This is a genomic window from Mesorhizobium sp. Pch-S, from assembly GCF_004136315.1.
In the GTDB taxonomy this organism is placed as follows: Bacteria; Pseudomonadota; Alphaproteobacteria; order Rhizobiales; family Rhizobiaceae; genus Mesorhizobium.
In genome coordinates this window covers 2149947-2172445 of the sequence record NZ_CP029562.1, presented here as the reverse complement: position 1 = coordinate 2172445, position 22499 = coordinate 2149947, and the positions used below count along the sequence as shown (strand labels likewise).

Sequence of the window (22499 nt, the reverse complement as noted above, 5' to 3'; positions counted from 1 at the left end):
ATTCCGGGAAAAGTGCGTGAAAAACCGAAACGCTCTCGCTGCGTCAGGTCGGCGGGGTGCCGTTTTCGGCCAGAACGGCACCGGCGAGGTAGAGCGAGCCGCCGATCAGGATGCGCGGCGGAACTTCCTTTTCGTCCCAGGTATCACGCAGCAGCATCAGGGCGTTGGCGACCGAACTGACCGGTTCCGACGACAGCTCCGCCTCGGCGGCGCGCGCCGCCAGTTCGTCGTTGGGGACACCGGAATCGCTCATCGACACAGGCACCGTATAGACGTGTCTCGCCAGACCCTTGAAGGCGCGGAAGTAGCCGGTCTGGTCCTTGGTGTTGATCATGCCTGAAATCAGGAACAGCGGCCGCGGCGTCTTTTCCTCCTGCTCGGCGAGTGCCTCGGCAATCACCGTGCCGGCGCCGGGATTGTGACCGCCGTCCAGCCAGATCTCGGCGCCGCGCGGCGCCAGGTCGACCAGCCGTCCCTGCGTCAGCCGCTGCATACGGCCCGGCCAGGATACACTGGTCATCGCCTGGTCGGCATCGCGTTCGCCGATCTCGAAGCCGGCCGCCTTGATCGCGGCAATCGCGGCCGCGGCGTTGGCGAACTGGTGGCGGCCGGGCAGGCGCGGCGGCGAAAGATCCATCAGCCCGTCGCCGTCCTGATAGACCATGCGGCCGTTCTCCCCAAAGGCGAGGAAGTCCTGGCCATAGACAGAGAGCGGTGCGCGCAGCCGCTCGGCGGTTTCGATCAAAACCAATTGTGCAGCTTCGAATTCCTGCGCGCCGACCACAACCGGGCAGCCGCGCTTGATGATGCCGGCCTTTTCCGCCGCGATCAGCTCGACGCGATCGCCGAGATAGGCCTCGTGGTCGAGCGAAACCGGCATGATCACCGACACCGCAGGCCGCTTGATGACATTGGTGGCGTCGAACCGCCCGCCGAGGCCGACTTCCATGATGGCGGCATCCGCCGGATGCTCGGCAAACAGCAGGAAGCCGACGGCGGTCAGGATCTCGAAGACGGTGATGGTCTCGCCCGCATTGGCTTCCGCCACGCGGGCAATGGCATCGGCGAAGACCTTGTCCTCGACCAGCCTGCCGCCGCCTTCGGCGCCAAGCCGGTAGCGTTCATGCCAGTTCACCAGATGGGGCGAGGTGTGCACGTGCACGCGGTAGCCGGCCGCTTCGAGCAGCGCGCGCGAGAAGGCCGCGCAGGAGCCCTTGCCATTGGTGCCGGCGATGTGGATCACCGGCGGCAGCTTGTCCTGCGGATTGCCCAGCCGCTCCAGCAGGCGGCTGACACGGTCGAGCGAAAGGTCGAAGCCTTTCGGATGCAGCGTCATCAGATGTTCGATCTGACGCTCGGCGGAGAGTGTGGTCATGCGGAGGCTCCGCGCTGCACTTGGATAGGGTTATGCCTGTGGCCGCGCTTCCGGCTTGGCCACGACCGGCGGCAGGATTTCCGGCTCGATCGCCTTCTTTTCCGGCGGCAGCTTGAGCAGCAGCTTGAGCAGGCCGGCCACGGTCTTCTTCATATCCAGCCGGGAGACGACCATGTCGACCATGCCGTGCTGCATCAGATATTCCGATCGCTGGAAGCCCTCTGGCAGCTTCTCGCGGATGGTCTGCTCGATGACGCGCGGGCCGGCGAAGCCGATCAGCGCGCCGGGTTCGGCGATGTGCACGTCACCCAGCATCGCATAGGACGCGGTGACGCCGCCGGTCGTCGGATTGGTGAGCACGACGAAATAGGGCAGACCGGCTTCCTTCAGGCGGTCGACCGCAACGGTCGTGCGCGGCAGCTGCATCAGCGAGAGGATGCCCTCCTGCATGCGCGCGCCACCGGATGCGGCGAACAGGATCAGCGGGCGTTTGCGCTGCAGCGCGACCTCGAAGGCGCGGATGATGGCTTCGCCGGCGGCCATGCCGAGTGACCCGCCCATGAAGGCAAAATCCTGCACCGTGACAACCACGGGCAGACCCTCGATCGTGCCTGTGGCGTTGAGGATGGCGTCTTCGAGCCCGGTCTTGGTCTTCGCTTCCTTGAGGCGGTCGGTGTAGCGCTTCTCGTCGCGGAATTTCAGCGGATCGACGGCGACCTTGGGGTTCTCGATGACTTCATACTTGCCGTCGTCGAAGAAGAACTTCAGCCGCTCCTTGGCCGAGATCTTCATGTGATGGCCGGAGGAAGGGATGACGAACTGATTCCCTTCCAGATCCTTGTGGAAGATCATCTCGCCGGTTTCCGGGTCCTTGACCCAGAGGTTTTCCGGCACTTCCCGGCGGCCCAGCATCGAATTGATCTTCGGGCGAACGAAGTTGGTGATCCAGTTCATCGCTTCGGCTCCTGCCCCTGTTTCGTAGGGCTTATCTTGAAAGAGGTAGGAAAACTATTCGGCAGCAGCAAGGCGGGCCGAACGCACACCCTGCGCCAGGCCGCTGACCAGCGTGGCGACCGCCTCGGCGGGGTCGGCGGTCTTCTCGCCTTTCGGGCCCAGCACATTGGCCACCGCATTGACGATCGCCGTGCCCACCACGACCCCGTCGGCGGAAGCGCCGATGGTGCGTGCCTGCTCGGCTGTCTTGACGCCGAAGCCGACGCAGACCGGCAGGTCGGTGTGTTGCTTGATGCGCTGGACGGCGGTCGCGACCTTGGTGGTGTCGGCCAGTGCCGAGCCGGTGATGCCGGTCATCGACACGTAGTAGACGAAGCCGGAGGTGTTCTCGAGCACCTTGGGCAGGCGCCTGTCGTCGGTGGTCGGCGTGGCGAGACGAATGAAGTTGATGCCGGCCTTCAGTGCCGGGATGCACAGTTCCTCGTCCATCTCCGGCGGCAGGTCGACGATGATCAGCCCGTCGATGCCGGAGGCCTTGGCTTCCGCCAGGAAGCGCTCGACGCCATGGACATAGATCGGATTGTAATAGCCCATCAGCACGATCGGTGTCTCGTCGTCGCCGGTGCGGAAGTCGGCTGCCATGGCCAGCGTCTTCTTCAACGTCTGGCCGCCCTTCAGCGCGCGCAGGCCGGCAGCCTGGATCGCCGGGCCGTCGGCCATCGGATCGGAGAACGGCATGCCGAGCTCGATGATGTCGCTGCCGGCCTTCGGCAGCGCCTTCATGATCGACAGCGAGGTGTCATAGTCGGGATCGCCGCCCATGAAATAGGTGACGAGCGCCGGACGGCCCTCTGCCTTCAGCTTCGCCATGCGGCGGTCGATGCGGGTGGTCATGCCATGCCCTTCATAGTCGAATGAAGTTGGATTGTAGCGCAGGCGGCTGCGAGGCCACACGCGGCAAGGTCGAGGATCGCAGGCATCCGTCTCATTCGGGATGTTCGCGGATTTCGATGGTCACGGCGAAGGCATAGAAGCCGTCGCGTGCGATGCGGCTGCGCGCCTGGTTCGGATCGAAGGCGATACGCGGCTCGCCGTCGTCGGCGACATTGGTGAGGAACTTGAGGTTCTGGCTCTCGCGGACGCCCCTGGCGTTCTCGCGCTGGTCGCCGGCCTCCACCGCCACATAGTGGTGGGGGTTGTGCCTGGAATGATAGATCTCGAAAGTGCTCATATCTCCATGCCCATCATCTTTGCGACGGTGTGGACGTCCTTGTCGCCACGGCCGGACAGGTTGACGATGATGATCTTGTCCCTGGCCATGCCGGGGGCGATCTTGACGGCATGGGCGATGGCATGCGCCGATTCCAGCGCCGGGATGATGCCTTCGGTGCGGGTGCACAGCTGGAACGCTTCCAGTGCCTCGTCGTCGAGGATCGGCTGGTAGTCGACCCGGCCGGTGTCGCGCAGGAAGCTGTGCTCGGGACCTACGCCCGGATAGTCGAGCCCTGCCGAGACCGAATGGCCGTCCAGGATCTGCCCGTCCTCATTCTGCAGCAGATAGGTGCGGTTGCCGTGCAGCACGCCGGGCCTGCCGGCATTCATCGAGGCGCAGTGCTCGACGCCGTCCAGTCCGCGTCCGCCGGCCTCGATGCCGATGATCTCGACTTGCCTGTCGTCAAGGAAGGGATGGAACAGGCCGATGGCATTGGAGCCGCCGCCGACCGCGGCGATGATGGTGTCGGGCAGGCGGCCTTCCTGCTCCAGCATCTGCTGGCGCGCTTCCGTGCCGATGACCGACTGGAAGTCGCGCACCAGCTCCGGATAGGGATGCGGGCCGGCGGCGGTGCCGATCAGGTAGTAGGTGTCCTCGACATTGGTGACCCAGTCCCGCAACGCTTCGTTCATGGCGTCCTTCAGCGTGCCGTGTCCGGCCGTCACCGGCCGCACCTCGGCGCCGAGCAGCTTCATGCGGAAGACGTTCGGGCTTTGGCGGGCGACGTCGGTGGCGCCCATATAGACCACGCAGGGGTAGCCGAAGCGGGCTGCCACGGTTGCGGAGGCGACGCCATGCTGGCCGGCGCCGGTTTCGGCGATGATACGCTTCTTGCCCATGCGCTTGGCGAGCAGGATCTGGCCGAGGCAGTTGTTGATCTTGTGCGAGCCGGTGTGGTTGAGGTCCTCGCGCTTGAAGTAGATTTTCGCGCCGCCCCCGAGGCCCTTTGCCGAGGCAACATCACGAAGATGGCGGGTCAGGCCTTCGGCGAAGTAGAGCTTGGACGGCCGTCCGGCATAGAAGGTCGACAGCGCCGAGAGCTCGGCCTTGAACTCGGGATCATGCTTGGCCTTGTTCCATTCCCGCTCCAGGTCGAGGATCAGCGGCATCAGCGTCTCGGCGACGAAACGCCCACCGAAGATGCCGAACATGCCCTGCTCGTCAGGGCCGATACGGAAGGAATTGGGCAGGGCCGGCTTGTTCATGCGGGGTTCCAGCAACAATGACCGGCAACAGACCGGTTTCTCGACTATCGCTTAATCCTTTCCGGCGCGAAATGTAAACCACCGACCGCCTTTTGGGCGGGTTGCCAAAAATGCGCACCGTTTTGTCGGAACCTCGCGACGTCAATCGTCCTACCGGCGTCAACGCAAACCGGAAGGGCACAAGACATGCGCAAGATCATCGCTGCACTACAGATTTCCCTCGACGGCTTCATCGAGGGACCGCAAGGCGAACTGGACTGGATCACGGGCTGGGAAGATGAATTCGAAGTGACGCCGGAGATCGACGCCTGCATTCTCGGCGGCGGCATGTATCCCGGCTACGAACAATACTGGACTTCGATCATCGCCAATCCGGACGGTGTCCTCGAATTGACCGGAAGGCCGGCCACGCAAGGCGAGAGGAACTATGCGCGGTTCGCGGCCAGAACACCGCATTTCGTGGTTTCGCGAACCCTCAAGGCCACCCAATGGGATGTTGCGCAAATCGTCGGCGATCTGGACGAGATCGCAAAATTGAAAGATCGTCCCGGGAAAAACATGCACCTTGTCGGTGGCGCCACCCTGGTGTCGAGCATGGTCGAGGCCGGCCTGGTCGATGAGTTGCGGCTGGTGGTGATCCCCATCATCCTGGGTGCTGGGAAAGCCCTGTTCAAGGACGTGCGGCACCGTCATGCGCTGACGCTGGAGGCAGCAGATCGGCTGAAGTCGGGCAATGTGCGGCTGATCTACAGGGTCGGGCCCCACTGAAACTCCCTGGAGCGCCGCGCGTCCTTTTGGACGCGCAAAGGTCGCTCTAGGCACTTTTAATTTGCGCCTGATCCTTTCCGAAAATCGATTCCGATTTTCGGGGTCATGCACAGCGCCGCCGGCCGGGTGTCAGGCGGCGCTTTTGGCCTCGGCGGATCGCACGGTCTCGAAGAAGGCGGCGATCAGCCGGACGTCCTTGACCCCCGGCGCGCTTTCAACGCCGGACGAGATGTCGAGGCCGGGTGGATTGGCGATCGCCAGCGCTTCGCCGACATTGCCGGCGTTGAGCCCTCCCGAGAGCATGTAGTCGAGATCGGCGTCGAGGCTGGTCAGGATGCGCCAGTCGAAGGAAACACCATTGCCGCCGGGCAGTTCCGAACCTTTGGGCGGCTTGGCATCGAACAGGAAACGGTCGGCGACACCGCGATAGGGCGCAAGCGCCGCGAGATCTCCGGCCTCGCGCAGCGAAAACGCCTTCATGACCGGCAGGCCGTAACGGGCCTTCACGTCGGCTACACGCTCGGGGCTTTCGGACCCGTGCAGCTGCAGCATGTCCGGGGCCATCGCCGCGACGATCTCGTCGAGGAAGGCGTTGTCGGCATCGACGGTGACGGCGACGGCCTGGGCCCGGCCACGAGCAGCCTGGCGCAGGCGCCCGGCATCGGCAGGCACGATGTTGCGCGGGCTCTTGGCGAAGAAGATGAAGCCGACATGGCTCGCGCCACTGTCGAGCGCGGCCGCCAATGCTTCATCGGTCTTGAGACCGCATATCTTGATATCGCGTGCCATGCGCCGGCAAGTGCCACGAAAAGCCGGCAAAGTCGAGGAAAAGCGACGATTTGCCGAAATGGTGAAAGCGGCTACCTTGTCTATAAATGGGAGCACTATGGCATGGCTGAGAAGACTGTCGCGGAGCTGAAGGAAAAGCTTGCCCAGGCGCGTGACGTGATCGCGCATCTGATCGACAAGGCCGCCTTCAACGGTGCCGAGGCGCATCGCGCGCTCGACTATTTCGGCAGCGACGCCTTCGACAGGACGTTCCTGCCCTGGCCGCGCCAGGAAGATGAAGGGCTTCGGCCCGACGAGCTCAATGCTGCCAATGATGATTGAGGCTCTCCCGATCCGCGCTTAGCGTTCACCTCCGCCTGCGGTTGTTGCAGCTCCGATCTTCGTGAAGATCCGCTCCATCGCGCCGAGATCATCGGCGTCGAGCATGGTGATTTCACGAGGCGGCCTGCGGAATTCGGCCAGCAGTTCGTCACGCGTGCGGCGGCCCTTGGCCGTCAGCGCCACCAGCTTCACGCGGCGATCGTCCGGTGCGGCACTGCGTTCGACCAGCCCGGCTTTCTCCAGGCGGTCGACGACCCACGTCGTGTTGGACGGGTCGCTTTTCCATTGCCGCGCCAGTTCGCCGATCGGCCTGCCCTGTGAACCATCGAGACTGGAGAGCGCCCTTGCATCGTTGGGCGTCAGGCCTCGCTTGCGCAGGCTTTCCGTGCGTTCGGGTGCCGAGTGCATGAAGAAATCGAACATCAGCCGCCAGACCGCAGCCGCGCTGTCAGGACTTGTCATTGCCTTGCTTCTGAAAATTTGACTCTCACCATATTGGTAGTACTTTAAATAAATTGAATGGTCAAACTCGAGGCAGATATGAGTGAGTTGAAAAGGGCCGCGTCGTTTGCGGGCAAGGTTGCGCTGGTGGCCGGTGCCAGCAAGGGCATCGGCGCGGCGACAGCGGATGCCTTTGCCGCCGCTGGCGCCGCGGTCGCACTGATTGCGCGGTCGGGTGATCTGGTCGAGGCGCGGGCGCGACAAATCCGGGAAAACGGCGGCAAGGCCATCGCCATCCAGGCCGATGTCGGCGACGACGAGCAGATGGCGCGGGCAGTCGAACAAATCGTCGCCGAGTTCGGCAGGCTGGATGCGGCCTTCAACAATGCCACCGACGGTCCGCGGCCGGCACCGCTCGCCGAACTCGACCTCGAAGGATTCGGGCGCGGCATCCGTACCAATATCGGCGGCACGTTCAACGGCATGCGGCACGAGATCGCCGCGATGCTGAAGGGTGGTGGTGGAGCCATCGTCAACATGGCTTCCGTCGCCGGCGTTAACGGTACCTCCGGCCTTGCGGGCTATGTTGCCGGCAAGGCCGGCATCATCGGCCTCACCAAGGCTGCTGCGCTCGACTACGCTGATCGCGGCATCCGCATCAATGTGGTCGCCCCTGGCCCGATCCTGACACATCACCTTGAGGCAGCGGGGCCGGAAGCGCAGCGGCAGGCCGGGCTCGCCACGCCGATGCGCCGCATCGGGCGCGTCGAGGAGGTCGCCAGCGCGGTGCTCTGGCTCTGCTCGGACGAGGCCAGTTTCATCACCGGAGCGGTGCTGCCGATCGATGGCGGCCAGACTGCCGGCAACAAGATCGCGATGAACTATCGGCCGGGGGAGCCGATACGGGCAGCGTCCTGAGCGAGGCGCTGACAAGGCGGCCGGGTCGATCAGGCCCGGCCGGCGTCCGTCGTGTCGACCAGCCATTCGCGGAACGCGGTCATGGCCGGGGTCTCTTCACGCGATTTCAGCCGCGTCAGCCAGTAGCTGCCGGTGTGCACGGTAATGTCGAAGGGTTGCACGATCCGTCCAATGGCGATGTCGTGGCTGAACATGGCCACCGGAACCAGCGCGACGCCGACACCGCGCGCAGCGGCTTCGACCAGCGTCAGCGAGGAATCGAACATCCACCCACGCAGGCCTGGCGCGCCGAGCCCGGCAGCCTTGAACCACAGCTTCCATTCGTCCATCCGGTAGGATCGCAGCAGTTCGGCATTCGACAGATCGGCCGGAGTGTCGAGACCGGATTGCAGCGCCGGCGCGCAGACCGGCGAGAGCGGGGCTTCCATCAGGTGAAAGGCTTCGGTGCCGTGCCAGGCGCCATCGCCGAAGCGGATGAAGAAATCGAGCCCGTCGAGCAGGATGTCGGAGCGGTTGTTGTTGGTCTTGAGGCGCAGGTCGAGATGCGGGTGCTGTGCCTTGAACGCATTGAGTCGCGGCAGCAGCCAGCCGATCGCGAAGGTGCCGACGACGCCGACCGTCAGGATCTCACGGTAGTTGCCTTCCTCGAACTGGCTCAAGGTGGCGCTCATGCGCCTGAAGGCATCGGTGAGCACCGGCAGCAGCGCATGGCCCTCGTCGGTCATGGTCAGGCCACGCGGCAGGCGCTTGAACAGCGTCACCCCCAGCGCTTCTTCCAGCGCCTTGATCTGGTGGCTGATCGCCGTCTGCGTCACGCGCAGTTCGAGACCGGCGCGGGTGAAGCTGCAATGGCGCGCCGATGCCTCGAAGGCACGCAGGGCATTGAGCGGCAGTTGCGACACTTCCATGAGCTATGACCAAGTTTTGTTCATGCCTGAGCTTAGAATTGATCGTTTGCCTGGGGCAAGGGGCAACGCCATAGTCGTTTCCGAGAGTCGCGATTGGGAGTTGGCCGCAGATCATCGAGATCGTCGGCGTTCGTTTCTCTCCTCAATCAACGCTGATATGGAACCCGCGAATGACGATGTCTCTTTCGCGCCGGCAGGCTCTTGCCGGCAGTCTTCTGGCCATCCCAACCCTGGCAGCTTTCAGTTCGATCGCCCGCGCCGAGCGTGGCGGCGAAGCCGAAAACAAGCTCGCCGAGCTGGAGCGCAAGCATCCAGGCCGTTTCTGCGTCACGATCCTCGACCTTGGCAGCGGCAAACGCATTCAGCACCGGGCTGACGAGCGCATCCTCATGTGCAGCACCTTCAAGGCGCTGCTGGCCGCGCTGGTTCTGGCGCGCGTCGACAAGGGGGAGGCCAGGCTGGACGAGCGCATCACCTTCACCAGCAAAGACCTCGTAGCGGTTCACTCGCCGGTGACCAAGCCGCATGCCGACGGGTCGGGCATGACGATTGCCGAACTGTGCGACGCGACAGTCACGATCAGCGACAATACCGCCGCAAATCTGCTGCTCGCCCGCTTCGGCGGTCCGGCCGCGCTGACGGCTTTCTGCCGCCGCATCGGCGACGACGTCACGCGGCTCGACAGGACCGAACCCGAGCTCAATGTCCACGACGGCCCCGATGACCAGCGCGACACCACCACGGCGGCGGCGATGACGGAAACCCTGCGCAAGCTGCTGTTCACCGATGTCCTGTCGGCAGCATCGCGTCATCAACTGGCGGCATGGCTGATCACCAACAAGACCGGCGACAGGCGGGTGCGCGCCGGGCTCCCGGGGGACTGGCTTGTCGGCGACAAGACCGGCACCAATGGCGACGAACATGGCAATGCCAATGACATTGCGGTCATCTGGCCGCCGGATCGCGCCCCGCTGATCGTGACGGTCTATTGCGAGATCCCGAAGATATCGTCGAGCGAGCGCGACGCCGCCATCGCCGAGATCGGCCGCATCGCAGCGCAGGTTTGACGACTTATCGAAGGATCCAGGACCATGACCAGAATTCTGAAAATCGGAACCGTTGCGGCCGCGCTCCTGCAGGCCGCCCATGCCCATGCCGCCGACGGCAAGGAACTCGAGCAACTGGTGAACAAGACCGTGCGGCCGCTGATGAAGGAAAACGACCTGCCCGGCATGGCGGTGGCCATCACCGTCAACGGCAAGCAGTTCTTCTTCGGCTACGGCGTCGCATCCCGGGAGAGTGGGCAGAAGGTGACCGAGAAGACCATCTTCGAAGTTGGCTCGGTATCGAAGACCTTTGCAGCGACACTGGCAGCCTACGCGATTGAAAGCGGCACGTTTCCCTGTCCGAGAAGGCGAGTGCCTATCTGCCGGCGCTTTCCGGCGGTGCCCTCGACAAGATCGACGTGCTCGACCTCGGCACCTATACGGCGGGCGGCCTGCCGCTGCAGGTTCCCGATGACGTGACCAACCAGGATGGCATGATCGCCTATTTCCGGGCCTGGAAACCGGAATTCGCCGCGGGAACGCACCGGCGTTATTCCAATCCCAGCATCGGCCTCTTCGGCTATCTGGCGGCGGAAAGCATGGGCAAGTCCTTCGATGCGCTGATGGAAGGGACACTCCTGCCGGAGCTTGGCCTGTCCAACACCTTCATCCACGTGCCCAGGGAGCGGATGGGCGACTATGCCTACGGCTACACGAAGGCGGGCAAGCCCATCCGCGTGTCGCCCGGCGTTCTGGACTCCGAAGCCTATGGCATCAAGACCACCGCGCCCGACCTGATCCGCTTCATCCAGGCGAACATCGACGGCAAGGTGTCGGACGAGAAGCTGCGTCGCGCCATCGCCGCCACCCATGTCGGCTACTACAAGACAGGCGAAATGACCCAGGGACTGGGCTGGGAGAGCTATTCCTACCCGACCAGCCTCGACACGCTGCTGGCCGGCAACTCGGCGGACATGGCGTTCAAGCCGCAGAAGGCCGAGAAACTCGAGCCGCCGGTTCCAGCTGGCGCCGACGCCTGGCTGAACAAAACCGGTTCGACCAACGGCTTTGCCAGCTATGCCGCGTTCATCCCGGCCAGGAAGGTTGGCATCGTCATTTTGGCCAACAGGAGCTATCCGATCCCGGCCCGAATCAAGGCGGCATATCGCATCCTGTCCGGCATCGAGAAATTGTCCGGGCTTTAGAGCATGGTTCCGAAAAGTTGCAGACTTTTCGGGCAAAGCGGGCGGTATCCGCCGCCCATCATGCGTCAAAACAAGCAGATGGAGCGGAATGATGGTTCACAAGATCGCATCCCGCTCCACCCCCTCCGACCCCGGAGGGGCATCCCCGCGGGAGCCCCAGCATGATCAAGATGAGTGTCTACTATCCGGCCGATGGCGGCTCGAGGTTCGATCACGACTATTACCGCACCACCCACATGCCACTGATCAAGCAACGGCTCGGTTACGCCTGCCTGCGCTACGAGATCGAGAAGGGCATTGGGGGTCGCGAACCCGGAAGCGCGCCGGAGTTCGTCGCGGCATGCCACGTCTACTCGCCGAGCCTGGAGATATTCCAGCAGACGTTCGACCCCCACCGAGCGGAAGTCGCAGCAGACGTCGCCAACTATACGGATATCGCGCCGATCGTGCAGTTCAGCGAAATCGTTGGAGACTAAGCGGCAGGCACGCCGGGCGCATTGCGGCCCGAACTCGCCGTGGAAGAATCGAACCGGCCGGGCCTGCCTGGCCGGTTCTGTCTTCGCCCTCTGGACCATGCCGTGAAGTTGCTTCCGACAGGGGCCGGGGCCATCTGTGCGGAACAATGGCAATGAAGACTGACGGCGATGAGGACTTACGGCGATGATGGGCGACCTCACCATCAGGGCGTTTGAGGCCGGCGATCTGGACCGGATCGCTGCGACGGACGGCGGACCGGCCTGGAATGCCGATCCCGGGCTTTGGCAGGACTATCTTGCCGATGCCGCTCGAGATCGTCGCGTCGTTCTGCTCGCCTTCCAGGGGCGGCATGTGGTCGGCTACGGCACGCTGCTGTGGCGGTCGGGTTATCCGCCGTTCAGCGAAGCCGGCATTCCTGAAATCAACAATCTGGTCGTTGCGCAGGCCGCGCGCGGCAGCGGTATCGCCACGGCAATGATCGGCCGCTTCGAACGGCTCGCCGCATCCAGAGGCAAGCCGGTGATCGGCCTGGGTGTCGGTCTCTATGCCGACTATGGCGCTGCCCAGCGCCTCTATGTCAGGCTGGGTTATCTGCCGGACGGGCGCGGCATCAGCTATGGCGAGAAGCCGGTGGTTCCCGACCAGCCGGTGCGTGTCGACGACGATCTGATCCTCTGGTTGACGAAATCGCTGTGAGCGGACCGAGCACCATGATTCCCGATCCGATCGCCGGACGGCCGACGCCCGCCGAGATCGCAGCGGCGCTGAAGCTGCCGCCATCGCCGAAAGTCGTTTCGACGGGCCAGAACAATCTCGTGCTCGATTTCGGCGAGACGATCGTGCGGCTGCCATATTATCCATCGGGCGTTCGCGAGCTGGCGCGGGAGGCCGAAGTGCTGGCTGCGTTGCGCCCGCATTTGCCGCCGCTTGTGCCCGTCCTGGAACTGCACGACGTCGGCGGCCACGTCGTCTCGATGCACCACAAACTGGCCGGCGAGCCGATTACCGATCCCGGCGCGCTGCCGCGCGAGGACCAGAAAACCCTTGCGCGGGGTCTCGCCGCCTTCCTGGCGGCATTGCATGCGCTGCCGGTCTCGCTCCTGCCTGGCGCCGAAGCCGTCGATCCGCTGGCCGAATGGCATGAACTGCTGCGACGGTGCGAACAGCACGCCTTCCCGCTTCTGCCGGCGCGCGTCGTTGCGGACCTCAGGCAACGGTTCAATGCCTTCCTGGCGGATCCCGGCATGTCGGCGCGAACGATCATCCACGGCGATTTCGGCGCCGGCAACATCCTGGTCCATGATGGCCGCCTCACCGGCGTCATCGACTTCGCAGGCTGCGGCATCGGTGATCCGGCCTATGATTTCGCGAGCCTCGCCGCGGGTTTTGGCGACGGTTTCCTTGCCCTGGTCGAACGGCATACGCCGATATCCGACGCGATGCGGGAGCGCATGGCCTTCTATCGCTGCACTTTCCCGCTGCTGGATGTGCTTTTCGGCGTCGAGCAAGGCGACGACGAGGCGCTGCAGGCGGGTCTGCATGCCATCGTGGCCGAATGATCTCGAGTGGCGGCGGGAGATGTCTCGTGGGCCGAGGAAAACCGCGTCTTGAACCATGAGCGAATTCGCGCAGGGAACGCAGCGATCGCCGCGCGGCGATCGTTCGAAGCGATGGCGCGATAGTGATCAAAGGGCGGTGGGGTCGGCTTGCCGGATATGGGATTGGTCCTTCGAAACGAGCGCGTCTCGAATTACCATTTCCAGGAGCGCTGATAATTGTCTAAAATAGCGGTGCTTTCATGACTGGAGTTCATGAATATGGCCGCATCGGACGAGATGATCGCCTTCATACGCATCGTCGATCGGGGCTCTTTCGCCAGCGCGGCGGACGATCTCCGCGTGACGCCATCTGCCTTGTCCAAACTGGTCTCAAGGCTGGAGGACCGGCTGGGTGTGCGATTGCTGACACGCACCACCCGCCGGCTGGCCCTGACGCCTGAAGGCGCACGCTACCTTGAGCGGGCGCGTGACATACTGGATTTGATCGAACAGGCCGAAGCAGACGCTGCTTCCGCGAGCTTGCGGCCGAAGGGCCAACTGCGGATCAACTCCAGCACGGGTTTTGCCAGGCAAACGCTTCTGCGTGCGCTCCCGATTTTCCTTGCCCGCTTCCCGGACGTGACGGTTGACCTGTCGCTGACAGATCGGCTGGTCGATCCGGTCGTTGACCACGCCGATATCGTGTTGCGCGGCAGCCCTTCGGCAGATTCCGATCTGGTCGTACGCAAGCTGGCGGATGGGCGTCGCCTGATCTGTGCGGCTCCCTCCTATCTCGATCGTGCCGGGACGCCACGCAAGGCAGAAGATCTGGTCGGTCATGCCTGCATTGCGTTGTCAGGGCAGAACCCGGCGACCACCTGGCCGTTGCAGACTGCGGAGGGCATCGTGCGCTTTCTGCCGCGGGGACCGTTCTCCTGTGATCAGGTCGGTATGCTGTTCGATATGGCGCTCGCAGGCAACGGTATAGTCAGGCTCGCCGATTTTGTCGTCGGCCAGGCTGTGCGCGAGGGTCGGCTGGTTGAAATACTGTGCGACATCAACCGCTCCGACCCGATCGCGCTCTGGGCGGTCATGGCACGCGGCCGCTTCCGCTTGCCGCGCGTGCAGGCCTTTATCGATTTCATGGAAAAGGGGTTGCAGGACGGGGAGTGGTGACGGCTGGAAATTGGATGGAAATGAGTGCCGTCAGTCGAACGCGATGGCCTGCAGCGCACCGCCATTCTTCTTCAGCCAGGCCTTGCAGCGCTCGGTGTCGGGGCATAATTCCGCGCACAGCTTCCAGAATTTCGGGCCGTGGTTCATCTCCTTCAGATGCGCCACTTCATGCGCCACCAGGTAGTTTATCACCGGCGGCGGCGCCATCATGATGCGCCAGGAGAAGGAGAGGTTGCCGTCCGCGGTGCAGGAGCCCCAGCGGCTCGACGTGTCCTTGAAGCGGATGCTTTTCGCCTTGCGGCCGATCGCGCCGGTGTGGCGCTGAACCAGCGCCTCGATGTCGCGCTTGGCTTCGCGTTTCAGGAAGTCGGCGACACGGCGCGGTAGGTGCAGCCTGTCGCCATGGATGGTCAGCGTCGGACCGGTGTCGTCGTTGCCGACCACGACTGTGCCGCGCTTGCCTGGCTCATGCACGATGCGATGCGGCACGCCGCGCACGGGAACCTTGATGCCCGGCCGCACCTGCGGCCGGTCCGGAACCTTGGCCAGCCGCTGTTCGAGCCAACCCTGGTGGCGGCTGAGGAACCGTTCGACCTCGCCCTGGCGCAGGCCCGGCGGCACGGTGATGCGCAGGCCCTGGCCGCCGGCATCGATCCGCAGCGTCAGCCGCCGTGCGCGTTCGTTCTCCACGATCCTGAGCGGCAGCGTGCGCCCGGCCACATGATGCTCGCGCTCCTCGACCGGGGCGGGCCTGGGCTTGGTCAGGTTGCGGAAGAAGGCGAAGGACATAAGAGGAACATAAGCGATTCGGAGAAATCTGTAGCGGTCTTCGCAGCGATGTGATCGCCGCAGGAGGACGAAAGGCCCCACAAGACAACGGCGCCGCTTTTCAGACGGCGCCGCTGGAACTCATGCTGATCGCATCGATCAGTCGTCGAGCAGGTTCGTGCCCTTGCCCTTGGCTGGCTTGGTCGTGGCCGGCGCGGTCGGCTTGTTGCGCTGGGCCATGAAGCGATCGAACTCTTCCTGGTCCTTGGCGCGGCGTAGCTCGCGGGCATAGTCGTCGAACTCGGCCAGTGCTTCATCGAGCTTGCGGCGCTCTTCTGCGAGGCGCTCCAGTTCCTTGTCGCGCCAGTCGTCGAAGGCGACGTTGCCGGTGCGGGCGGAGGCATGACCCCAGCGATGAGCCTTGTCGGCGCCGCGGCGGCAGCCGGCGAAGATGCCATCGGTGGCCTTGTTGACGTCGCGCTTGAAGCCGTCGAGCCGGTCGCCCCAGATGATGTAGGCAAGCATGGCGAGGCCCAGCGGCCAGAACACCACGAAGCCAAGAACCATCAGCGCGATGGTTGCCGGCGTCCAGGCCGGGCGGATCAATGCAGTCGTGTTCATTTCTCCCGTTCCTTCGGTTGGAGGCAGCCAAGACACGGCTGCTGCCAAACGAGGTGGGAAGAGTGGGCATGTTCTTCAAGAACAAGCGCCCTCGGCCGCAATCAACCGCCTGTAAAACCTAACGATTTTTTGCGTGATCGAGCAGAACCACGATCATGCCGGCGACAAGACCCCAGAACGCGGCACCGACACCGAACAGGGTCAGGCCCGAGGCGGTGACGGCAAAAGCCGTCGTGGCGGCCATGCGTTCATGCTCATCCTTGAGCGAGATGGTCAGCGCGTTGGTGAAGGGCCCGAGCAGGGCGAGGCCCGCGACCAGCACGATCAGGCTCTGCGGCAGCACCGCGAAGATTGCCACCAGCGAGGCGCCGAAGATCGCGAACACGACATAGGCAAGCGCATAGAATGGCCCGGTCTTCCAGCGCTCGGCAGGGTCCGGGTGCACGTCTGGCCCGGTGCAGATCGCGGCCGAGATCGCCGCCAGGTTGGAGGTCGAGGCGCCGAACGGGGCGAGCAGGAAGGACACCAGTCCGGTGAAACTGATCAACGGTCCGGGCTCGGGATTGTAGCCCGCCGCCCGCAGCACGGCGAGGCCGGACAGGTTCTGCGAGGCCATGGTGACGAGATAGAGCGGCAATGCCAGCCCGATCGCCGCCTTGGCGGTGAAGACGGGCGCGATCAGCGTCAACGTCGAAAGTTCTGGCGCCGGCAGGCTGCCGACACGGCCGGTGAGGTAGGCGGCAAAGCCGCCGCCGACCAGCACCGCGAGAACGGACAGCGCCGGGTTCCACAGCCGGATCAGGAAGAAGGCGGCGATCAGCGGCAGCACCAGCCAGGGATCGACAGGGATGGTCCGGACAGCATTGAGCGCGAAGGTGACGAGGATACCGGCCAGCATGCCGGAGGCCACCGAGGCCGGGATCTTCGAGATCAGCTGGGTCAGCGGCTTGATCAGTCCGGTCAGCACGAGGAGTGCCCCGGCGATGAGAAAGGCGCCGACGGCCTCGCCGATCGAGAAGCCGCTGGATGCCGCGATCAGCGCCGCTCCCGGCGTCGACCAGGCGCTGATGATCGGCATCCTGGTGCGCCAGGACAGCCACGCCGTTTCCACCGCCATCGAGATGCACAGTGCGGTGACCCAGCTTGCGGTCTGCAGTTGCGTGGCGCCGACGGCATTGGCGGCCGCGATGATGATGGCAAGGGTTCCGCCGAAACCGACGATCGCCGCGACGAAGGCGGATATCGGAATGGAGATGCGCATCAGCCGGCCCGCTTGACCAGTGTCTCGACCGCGCGCTGCAGCAACTCCAGGTCCTGCGGGCGCGACAGCCGGTGATCGCCTTCCGGCACCAGCGACAGGGTGACGTCGTCGGAGGGCAGGTGGCTGACCAGCTTCAAGGCGTGGGTGTGTGGCACATCCGGATCGGCGAGGCCCTGGATGACATGGACCGGGCAATGCGTGTCGATCGGACCGGTCATGACGAGGTTGTCGCGGCCATCCTCGATCAGGGCGCGTGTATAGATGTAAGGCTGGTCCGAGTATTCGGACGGCTCGGCGAAGAAGCCTTTCTCGGCCAGATCGCGGCGTTGCGCCTCGGTCAGCGTCGGTTCGACCAGTTCGGCCGTGAAATCCGGCGCCGGCGCCAGCAGCACCAGCCCGGCGACGCGGTCGTCACCGGCCTTGCGCAGTTCCTGCACCATGCGCAGCGCGATCCATGCGCCCATCGAGGAACCGACCAGGATCTGTCTGCCCTCGGCGTATCGGCGAAAGACCGCGAGGCTCTGCGCAAGCCAGGTCGAGATCGTGCCCTCGTTGAAGTCGCCACCGGATTCGCCATGGCCGGAATAGTCATGCCGCAGGAAGGCGTGACCGTTCCTGTCGGCCCAGGCGGCCAGCGTCTCGGCCTTGGTGCCCAGCATGTCGGATTTGTAGCCGCCCAGCCAGACCACGCCGGGTGTCTCGCCGGATTGATGGCGGACGGCGATGGGGATGTTGTCGACGTCGAGAAAATCAGGGGCAGTCGGCTGCATGGCACGGTTCCTTGCGCATCGGCCTGGCAGGAGCGATGCGCAGCTTCAGCTGTTTCGAGCACGTGCATCCGCTCGGAGCGCCGCTCGAGGTTGCGCTTCTTGGCATGGCCGGAACGCAGCGAAAAGAGCGCTGTTCAATTCTTTGCTTGGTTCAGAAAGCAACAGTAGGACTAATTTGCCTGAACAGGTGATTTGTTGTCACGCCTGTGCTATTGACTCGCGCCGCGCGGTCACCACATTGACGCGCCACAGCAAAATTTGAACTGAATTCCAGAACGCCAACGGCTCGAGGAGACCACGACAATTCGCAGACCTTTCAAAGCAGCGGCGCCCACGAAGGATGGCCCGCGCGCAAACCGGGATATCCGCGTCCCCCGCGTCCAGCTTATCGACGCAGAAGGCAAGAACCGCGGTGAAGTTTCCATCAACGAAGCATTGCAGCTGGCTGAGGAAGCCGGGCTGGATCTGGTCGAGATCTCGCCCAACGCCGTCCCGCCGGTCACCAAGATTCTCGACCTCGGCAAGCTGAAATACGCCAACCAGAAAAAGGCCGCCGAGGCCCGCAAGAACCAGCGCGTCATCGAGATCAAGGAGATCAAGATGCGCCCCAACATCGATAGTCACGACTACGATGTGAAGATGCGCGCCGTGCGCCGCTTCTTCGAGGAGGGCGACAAGGTCAAGCTGACGTTGCGTTTCCGTGGCCGCGAAATGGCGCACATGGAACTCGGCATGCAGCTTCTCAACAAGGTGCGCGAGGAAGTCGCCACCATCGCCAAGGTCGAGGCAGAGCCGAAGCTCGAAGGCCGTCAGATGATGATGGTGCTGGCGCCGCGCTGACGCGGTGCCCGCTCGATACGTATTTGATCAAGGCGTCCCACCTCTGGCGGGACGCCTTTTTCCTGCCCCAACTAGAGCATTTCCAGCGAGACAGAACGTCGCAATGCTCTATCTCTTAGTTTTGACGCAATTCCGGACGCAAAACCGCTACGCAATTTGCTGGAATTGCTCTTGGTGATTTGTCGCCCTGTATTGCGGCGCTCAGCGGACCTCTGAACATGAACGACAAAACTGCCGAGACCGATGCCAGGCGTGCGCTTGGCACCTATCAGTCTCTCCGGCGCCTGGTCCTGGCTATCCTCATCGTGGCGATGTTTGCAGCCCTGCTGTTCGGGGAGGCGATCTACCCGCCGGAAAGCTTCATCCACGAAACCGTCGAGATGGTCGGCGTGCTGATGATATTCCTCGGTATCGTCGGGCGCCTGTGGTCGACGCTCTATATCGGCGGGCGCAAGTCGCATGAGGTCGTCACGGGGGGGCCTTATTCGATCACCCGCAACCCGCTCTATGTCTTCTCGACGCTGGCCGCCGCCGGCGTCGGTGCGCAGATGGGTTCGATCGTCGCCACGATCGGCTTCGGCCTGCTTTGCGCCATTGCGTTCCATATCGTGATCCTGCGCGAAGAGCGTTTTCTCTCGGCCGAACTCGGCGCACCCTACAAGGCCTATCTCGCCCGCGTGCCGCGCTTCATTCCCAAGCTCTCGCTTTATCAGGAAGGTGACACCGGCTCTTTCCGTCCGCGGCTCCTGCTCAACACCTTGCTTGACGGCCTGGTCTTCCTGATCGCCATGCCGATCTTCGAGCTGATCGAGAACGCGCAAGGGTCCGGTGCGCTGCCGATCCTTTTCCGGCTGCCCTGACCGCCACGATTTCTCCGCAAACAGACCCGGCAAATTCCACAAACACACCGGATAAATTCCGCAAAGCGGCCCGACAAAACCCGACCGCAGTCCTGCGGCCGGGTTTTTCTTCGATGCCCACCATCCCATCATCCGAGGCGCTCGAAGCATTGGGGCGCTATCAGCGGCGGCGGCGCGGCGGGCTTGCCGTCCTGATCGCTGCTTTCTTCGGGCTGATCGCCTTCAGCGGCTCGCTGCATGACGAACTCACGCATGAGCGGATCGAATCGACGGGCCTTGCCCTGATCCTGGTCGGTATCGGTGGCCGGCTCTGGTCGATCCTCTATATCGGCGGGCGCAAGTCCGCGGAGCTGGTCTCGACCGGTCCCTATTCGATGATGCGCAACCCACTGTATTTCTTTTCCACGATTGCCGCCGCCGGCATCGGCGCCCAGACAGGTAGCGTGGTGGTGACGATCGCTTCCGCGCTGCTCTGCGCTGCCGTGTTCCACATCGTCGCCCTGCGGGAAGAGCGCCATCTGAAGACCGCGCTCGGCGCGCCTTATGAGGAATACTTGCGGCGCGTGCCGCGTTTCCTGCCAAATCCGTTTCTCTACCGGGATGAGACGGAGGTGACGTTCACGCCGCGCATCTTCAATCTCACCTTGCGCGACGGCCTGGTTTTCCTGGCAGCCATCCCTTTCTTCGAATTCATCGAGGAAGGTCAGGAGAACGGGCTGGTGCCAATCCTGTTCTGGCTTTACTGAAAGCCGACATGCAGGCAGGGATTGCGCGGCCGGCATCTTTGCAGTATAGGGCCGCGTTCCAGAAAAACCGCCCGGCAGGGCATGCCGTGGCGGTTTAACTTGCTTTCCAGGCTTTGGTCGGCCCGGAAACAACAACAAGAAGGCCTCAAGCCTTCGCATAGGAGTAGCAAAATGCCCAAGATGAAGACCAAGTCCGCCGCCAAAAAGCGGTTCAAGATCACTGCGACCGGTAAGGTCCTGTCGGCTGCGGCCGGCAAGCGTCACGGCATGATCAAGCGCAGCAACAAGTTCATTCGCGATGCCCGCGGCACGATGGTTCTTGCTGAACCGGATGGCAAGAAGGTCATCAAGAATTTCCTGCCGAACGGCCTCTGAGCCCGGCTGCGTCCCAATTTAAGGAGATCATGACATGGCACGTGTAAAGAGAGGCGTTACCGCCCACGCCAAGCACAAGAAGGTCCTGAAAGCCGCCAAGGGTTTCTACGGCCGTCGCAAGAACACCATCCGCATCGCCAAGCAGGCGGTCGAGAAGTCGCTGCAGTACGCCTATCGCGACCGCAAGGCGCGCAAGCGTAACTTCCGCGCGCTCTGGGTGCAGCGCATCAATGCCGCTGTCCGCGAGCACGGCCTGACCTATGGCCGCTTCATCGACGGCCTCAACAAGGCTGGCATCGAGATCGACCGCAAGGTCCTGTCCGACATGGCTATCCACGAGCCGCAGGCTTTCGCCGTGCTCGTCGGCAAGGCCAAGGTCGCGCTCGAATATCTGAAGAACACCACCCCGAATGCTTTTGAAAGCGCTGTCGCCTAAGCCAGCGTCTTCCCAAGCTTTTCGAAATCTGATTTGGGAAACCCGCGCTGGCTCGGCCGGCGCGGGTTTTTCTTATGCCGCGCTCCAAAGCAACCTAGTGGCTATCAGGCAGACCGCTGCCGCGTAGTCCCGATCGAAAGAGTTTTATCGTGAACGCCAACGCTGGAAATCTCGAAGTCCTGGAGAGCGCGCTGCTTGCCGATATCGCAGCTTCCGCCGACGAGCAGGCCATCGAGGCCGTACGCATCGCCGCTCTCGGCAAGAAGGGCTCCGTCTCGGACCTGCTGAAGACGCTGGGCGCAATGACCGCCGAGGAGCGCCAGGTCCAGGGCCCGGCGATCAACGGGCTGAAGAACCGCGTCACCGAGGCGCTGGCGGCCCGCAAGGCCGAGCTGAAGAACGCCGCCATCGCTGCCCGCCTCGTCGCCGAGACGGTCGATGTCACGCTGCCGGTGCGCCAGTCGCCGGCCGAGCGTGGCCGCATCCATCCGATCAGCCAGGTCATCGACGAGATCGCCGCCATCTTCGGCGACATGGGCTTCGCGATCGCCGAAGGGCCGGACATCGAGACCGACCATTACAACTTCACCGCGCTCAACTTCCCCGTCGGCCATCCGGCGCGCGAGATGCACGACACGTTTTTCCTGCAGGCGGCCGATGGCAACGAGGCCAAGCTGCTGCGCACCCATACCTCCCCGGTGCAGATCCGCACCATGGAAGTGCAGCAGCCGCCAATCCGCATCGTCATCCCGGGCAAGACCTACCGCATGGATTCGGATGCGACCCATACGCCGATGTTCCACCAGCTCGAAGGGCTGGTCATCGACCGCACGGCCAACGTCGCCAACATGCGCTGGGTGCTGGAGGAGTTCTGCAAGGCCTTCTTCGAGGTGCCGAGCCTGAAGATGCGCTTCCGGCCGTCCTTCTTCCCGTTCACGGAACCGAGCCTGGAAGTCGACATCCAGTGCGACCGTTCGCGACCGGGCGAAGTACGCTTCGGCGAAGGCAACGACTGGATGGAGATCCTCGGCTGCGGCATGGTGCATCCCAATGTGCTGCGCGCCGGCGGGCTCGATCCCGACGAGTATCAGGGCTTCGCCTGGGGCATGGGCATCGACCGCATCGCCATGCTGAAATACGGCATGCCGGACCTGCGCGCCTTCTTCGACGCAGACGTGCGCTGGCTGTCGCATTACGGCTTCCGCCCGCTCGATATGCCGACGCTGTTCGGTGGCCTCAGCACCTGATGATAAAGACGGTTGAAGACACACCGCTCGGCCGCTTCCAGATCGACTGGGGCATCGCCGAGCCGACGACCGAGCTGGGCAACATCGTTTCCCGGAGCGACGAGCCGCGTGCGTTGACCTTTGTCGACCCACTCTACCCGGCAGAAACCAAGACCTTGCGCGTCTATCGCAACGAGGCTGG

Annotated in this window: 26 protein-coding genes and 1 pseudogene; 15 read left to right on the top strand and 12 right to left on the bottom strand. The window is 63.7% G+C overall.

Annotation, left to right across the window (positions count from 1 at the left end; all coding sequences use genetic code 11):
• Nucleotides 1-43 precede the first annotated feature (43 nt).
• From C1M53_RS09920 to trpB, 5 genes are all read right to left on the bottom strand, one after another.
• Nucleotides 44-1375, bottom strand: a complete 1332-nt coding sequence (locus tag C1M53_RS09920) for a folylpolyglutamate synthase/dihydrofolate synthase family protein (protein ID WP_129412099.1) — start codon at nt 1373-1375, stop codon at nt 44-46.
• A gap of 30 nt (nt 1376-1405) precedes the next feature.
• Entirely contained in the window at nt 1406-2329 is a 924-nt protein-coding gene (gene accD, locus C1M53_RS09915) for an acetyl-CoA carboxylase, carboxyltransferase subunit beta (protein ID WP_129412098.1), read from the bottom strand.
• A 54-nt stretch (nt 2330-2383) separates the two neighbouring features.
• Nucleotides 2384-3223: a tryptophan synthase subunit alpha gene (gene trpA / locus C1M53_RS09910; RefSeq protein ID WP_129412097.1), complete on the bottom strand. Its 840-nt coding sequence runs from the start codon at nt 3221-3223 to the stop codon at nt 2384-2386.
• 91 nt (nt 3224-3314) lie between these two features.
• Complete coding sequence (locus C1M53_RS09905; protein WP_129412096.1) at nt 3315-3560, bottom strand: hypothetical protein; 246 nt, start codon at nt 3558-3560, stop codon at nt 3315-3317.
• A complete protein-coding gene (gene trpB / locus C1M53_RS09900; RefSeq protein WP_129412095.1) occupies nt 3557-4807 on the bottom strand; it encodes a tryptophan synthase subunit beta in 1251 nt (416 codons plus the stop codon). The genes C1M53_RS09905 and trpB overlap by 4 nt, the downstream gene beginning before the upstream one ends.
• Before the next feature lie 186 nt (nt 4808-4993).
• Here trpB and C1M53_RS09895 point away from each other — a divergent pair, with 186 nt between their 5' ends.
• A complete protein-coding gene (locus tag C1M53_RS09895) occupies nt 4994-5575 on the top strand; it encodes a dihydrofolate reductase family protein (RefSeq protein WP_129412094.1) in 582 nt (193 codons plus the stop codon).
• Between the two features lie 129 nt (nt 5576-5704).
• On the opposite strand, the gene C1M53_RS09890 is transcribed toward C1M53_RS09895, so the two are convergent.
• Nucleotides 5705-6364: a phosphoribosylanthranilate isomerase gene (locus tag C1M53_RS09890; protein ID WP_129412093.1), complete on the bottom strand. Its 660-nt coding sequence runs from the start codon at nt 6362-6364 to the stop codon at nt 5705-5707.
• 102 nt (nt 6365-6466) lie between these two features.
• Between C1M53_RS09890 and C1M53_RS09885 the strand changes: the two genes are divergently transcribed.
• A complete protein-coding gene (locus C1M53_RS09885) occupies nt 6467-6685 on the top strand; it encodes a hypothetical protein (RefSeq protein WP_129412092.1) in 219 nt (72 codons plus the stop codon).
• Between the two features lie 18 nt (nt 6686-6703).
• On the opposite strand, the gene C1M53_RS09880 is transcribed toward C1M53_RS09885, so the two are convergent.
• Nucleotides 6704-7147 carry a MarR family transcriptional regulator gene (locus tag C1M53_RS09880; RefSeq protein ID WP_129412091.1) on the bottom strand — a complete coding sequence of 148 codons (444 nt, stop codon included), beginning with the start codon at nt 7145-7147 and terminating at the stop codon, nt 6704-6706.
• Nucleotides 7148-7225: 78 nt separating this feature from the next.
• Here C1M53_RS09880 and C1M53_RS09875 point away from each other — a divergent pair, with 78 nt between their 5' ends.
• On the top strand, nt 7226-8044 hold the full coding sequence (locus C1M53_RS09875) for an SDR family oxidoreductase (RefSeq protein WP_129412090.1): 819 nt from the start codon (nt 7226-7228) through the stop codon (nt 8042-8044).
• Between the two features lie 29 nt (nt 8045-8073).
• Here the strand turns inward: C1M53_RS09875 and C1M53_RS09870 are convergent, their stop codons facing one another.
• On the bottom strand, nt 8074-8952 hold the full coding sequence (locus C1M53_RS09870; protein ID WP_129412089.1) for a LysR family transcriptional regulator: 879 nt from the start codon (nt 8950-8952) through the stop codon (nt 8074-8076).
• A gap of 170 nt (nt 8953-9122) precedes the next feature.
• On the opposite strand from C1M53_RS09870, the gene bla reads away from it, so the two are divergent.
• The 6 genes and pseudogenes from bla (at nt 9123) to C1M53_RS09840 (ending at nt 14394) form a co-directional block, all read left to right on the top strand.
• On the top strand, nt 9123-10019 hold the full coding sequence (bla, locus tag C1M53_RS09865) for a class A beta-lactamase (protein ID WP_129412088.1): 897 nt from the start codon (nt 9123-9125) through the stop codon (nt 10017-10019).
• Nucleotides 10020-10043: 24 nt separating this feature from the next.
• Nucleotides 10044-11203 (top strand): annotated as a pseudogene (ampC, locus tag C1M53_RS09860) (class C beta-lactamase).
• A gap of 161 nt (nt 11204-11364) precedes the next feature.
• Nucleotides 11365-11679 (top strand): EthD family reductase, encoded by a 315-nt coding sequence (locus C1M53_RS09855; RefSeq protein ID WP_129412087.1) that lies wholly within the window; start codon nt 11365-11367, stop codon nt 11677-11679.
• 184 nt (nt 11680-11863) lie between these two features.
• A complete protein-coding gene (locus tag C1M53_RS09850; protein WP_207213091.1) occupies nt 11864-12376 on the top strand; it encodes a GNAT family N-acetyltransferase in 513 nt (170 codons plus the stop codon).
• A complete protein-coding gene (locus C1M53_RS09845) occupies nt 12373-13239 on the top strand; it encodes an aminoglycoside phosphotransferase family protein (protein ID WP_129412086.1) in 867 nt (288 codons plus the stop codon). The genes C1M53_RS09850 and C1M53_RS09845 overlap by 4 nt, the downstream gene beginning before the upstream one ends.
• Before the next feature lie 258 nt (nt 13240-13497).
• Nucleotides 13498-14394, top strand: a complete 897-nt coding sequence (locus tag C1M53_RS09840) for a LysR substrate-binding domain-containing protein (protein WP_245488505.1) — start codon at nt 13498-13500, stop codon at nt 14392-14394.
• A gap of 30 nt (nt 14395-14424) precedes the next feature.
• Here the strand turns inward: C1M53_RS09840 and C1M53_RS09835 are convergent, their stop codons facing one another.
• From C1M53_RS09835 to C1M53_RS09820, 4 genes are all read right to left on the bottom strand, one after another.
• Complete coding sequence (locus C1M53_RS09835) at nt 14425-15183, bottom strand: M48 family metallopeptidase (protein ID WP_129412085.1); 759 nt, start codon at nt 15181-15183, stop codon at nt 14425-14427.
• Between the two features lie 138 nt (nt 15184-15321).
• A complete protein-coding gene (locus C1M53_RS09830) occupies nt 15322-15783 on the bottom strand; it encodes a DUF2852 domain-containing protein (RefSeq protein WP_129412084.1) in 462 nt (153 codons plus the stop codon).
• A gap of 118 nt (nt 15784-15901) precedes the next feature.
• The gene (locus C1M53_RS09825; RefSeq protein WP_129412083.1) at nt 15902-17044 is read right to left on the bottom strand and encodes a benzoate/H(+) symporter BenE family transporter; all 1143 of its coding nucleotides are present in this window, start codon (nt 17042-17044) and stop codon (nt 15902-15904) included.
• Nucleotides 17044-17814, bottom strand: coding sequence for an alpha/beta hydrolase (locus tag C1M53_RS09820; RefSeq protein ID WP_129412082.1), 771 nt, complete (start codon nt 17812-17814; stop codon nt 17044-17046). The genes C1M53_RS09825 and C1M53_RS09820 overlap by 1 nt, the downstream gene beginning before the upstream one ends.
• A gap of 303 nt (nt 17815-18117) precedes the next feature.
• Between C1M53_RS09820 and infC the strand changes: the two genes are divergently transcribed.
• From infC to pheS, 6 genes are all read left to right on the top strand, one after another.
• Nucleotides 18118-18654 (top strand): translation initiation factor IF-3, encoded by a 537-nt coding sequence (infC, locus tag C1M53_RS09815; protein WP_129412081.1) that lies wholly within the window; start codon nt 18118-18120, stop codon nt 18652-18654.
• Between the two features lie 218 nt (nt 18655-18872).
• Nucleotides 18873-19514, top strand: a complete 642-nt coding sequence (locus tag C1M53_RS09810) for an isoprenylcysteine carboxylmethyltransferase family protein (protein WP_129412080.1) — start codon at nt 18873-18875, stop codon at nt 19512-19514.
• 113 nt (nt 19515-19627) lie between these two features.
• Nucleotides 19628-20260: an isoprenylcysteine carboxylmethyltransferase family protein gene (locus tag C1M53_RS09805; RefSeq protein WP_129412079.1), complete on the top strand. Its 633-nt coding sequence runs from the start codon at nt 19628-19630 to the stop codon at nt 20258-20260.
• A gap of 171 nt (nt 20261-20431) precedes the next feature.
• Nucleotides 20432-20635, top strand: coding sequence for a 50S ribosomal protein L35 (gene rpmI / locus C1M53_RS09800; protein ID WP_027166935.1), 204 nt, complete (start codon nt 20432-20434; stop codon nt 20633-20635).
• Nucleotides 20636-20669: 34 nt separating this feature from the next.
• Nucleotides 20670-21071 (top strand): 50S ribosomal protein L20, encoded by a 402-nt coding sequence (gene rplT, locus C1M53_RS09795; protein WP_024924238.1) that lies wholly within the window; start codon nt 20670-20672, stop codon nt 21069-21071.
• Between the two features lie 149 nt (nt 21072-21220).
• Complete coding sequence (gene pheS, locus C1M53_RS09790) at nt 21221-22318, top strand: phenylalanine--tRNA ligase subunit alpha (RefSeq protein WP_129412078.1); 1098 nt, start codon at nt 21221-21223, stop codon at nt 22316-22318.
• The last annotated feature ends 181 nt before the right edge of the window (nt 22319-22499 follow it).

Coding starts and splice junctions, on each gene's coding strand:
- rpmI (WP_027166935.1), top strand. CDS start 20,432: ATGCCCAAGATGAAGACCAAGTCCGCCGCCAAAAAGCGGTTCAAGATC.
- C1M53_RS09890 (WP_129412093.1), bottom strand. CDS start 6,364: ATGGCACGCGATATCAAGATATGCGGTCTCAAGACCGATGAAGCATTG.
- C1M53_RS09880 (WP_129412091.1), bottom strand. CDS start 7,147: ATGACAAGTCCTGACAGCGCGGCTGCGGTCTGGCGGCTGATGTTCGAT.
- C1M53_RS09920 (WP_129412099.1), bottom strand. CDS start 1,375: ATGACCACACTCTCCGCCGAGCGTCAGATCGAACATCTGATGACGCTG.
- C1M53_RS09870 (WP_129412089.1), bottom strand. CDS start 8,952: ATGGAAGTGTCGCAACTGCCGCTCAATGCCCTGCGTGCCTTCGAGGCA.
- accD (WP_129412098.1), bottom strand. CDS start 2,329: ATGAACTGGATCACCAACTTCGTTCGCCCGAAGATCAATTCGATGCTG.
- trpA (WP_129412097.1), bottom strand. CDS start 3,223: ATGACCACCCGCATCGACCGCCGCATGGCGAAGCTGAAGGCAGAGGGC.
- rplT (WP_024924238.1), top strand. CDS start 20,670: ATGGCACGTGTAAAGAGAGGCGTTACCGCCCACGCCAAGCACAAGAAG.
- trpB (WP_129412095.1), bottom strand. CDS start 4,807: ATGAACAAGCCGGCCCTGCCCAATTCCTTCCGTATCGGCCCTGACGAG.
- C1M53_RS09840 (WP_245488505.1), top strand. CDS start 13,498: ATGGCCGCATCGGACGAGATGATCGCCTTCATACGCATCGTCGATCGG.
- C1M53_RS09895 (WP_129412094.1), top strand. CDS start 4,994: ATGCGCAAGATCATCGCTGCACTACAGATTTCCCTCGACGGCTTCATC.
- C1M53_RS09825 (WP_129412083.1), bottom strand. CDS start 17,044: ATGCGCATCTCCATTCCGATATCCGCCTTCGTCGCGGCGATCGTCGGT.
- C1M53_RS09850 (WP_207213091.1), top strand. CDS start 11,864: ATGATGGGCGACCTCACCATCAGGGCGTTTGAGGCCGGCGATCTGGAC.
- C1M53_RS09855 (WP_129412087.1), top strand. CDS start 11,365: ATGATCAAGATGAGTGTCTACTATCCGGCCGATGGCGGCTCGAGGTTC.
- bla (WP_129412088.1), top strand. CDS start 9,123: ATGACGATGTCTCTTTCGCGCCGGCAGGCTCTTGCCGGCAGTCTTCTG.
- C1M53_RS09835 (WP_129412085.1), bottom strand. CDS start 15,183: ATGTCCTTCGCCTTCTTCCGCAACCTGACCAAGCCCAGGCCCGCCCCG.
- C1M53_RS09885 (WP_129412092.1), top strand. CDS start 6,467: ATGGCTGAGAAGACTGTCGCGGAGCTGAAGGAAAAGCTTGCCCAGGCG.
- C1M53_RS09830 (WP_129412084.1), bottom strand. CDS start 15,783: ATGAACACGACTGCATTGATCCGCCCGGCCTGGACGCCGGCAACCATC.
- C1M53_RS09875 (WP_129412090.1), top strand. CDS start 7,226: ATGAGTGAGTTGAAAAGGGCCGCGTCGTTTGCGGGCAAGGTTGCGCTG.
- C1M53_RS09820 (WP_129412082.1), bottom strand. CDS start 17,814: ATGCAGCCGACTGCCCCTGATTTTCTCGACGTCGACAACATCCCCATC.
- C1M53_RS09805 (WP_129412079.1), top strand. CDS start 19,628: ATGCCCACCATCCCATCATCCGAGGCGCTCGAAGCATTGGGGCGCTAT.
- C1M53_RS09905 (WP_129412096.1), bottom strand. CDS start 3,560: ATGAGCACTTTCGAGATCTATCATTCCAGGCACAACCCCCACCACTAT.
- C1M53_RS09810 (WP_129412080.1), top strand. CDS start 18,873: ATGAACGACAAAACTGCCGAGACCGATGCCAGGCGTGCGCTTGGCACC.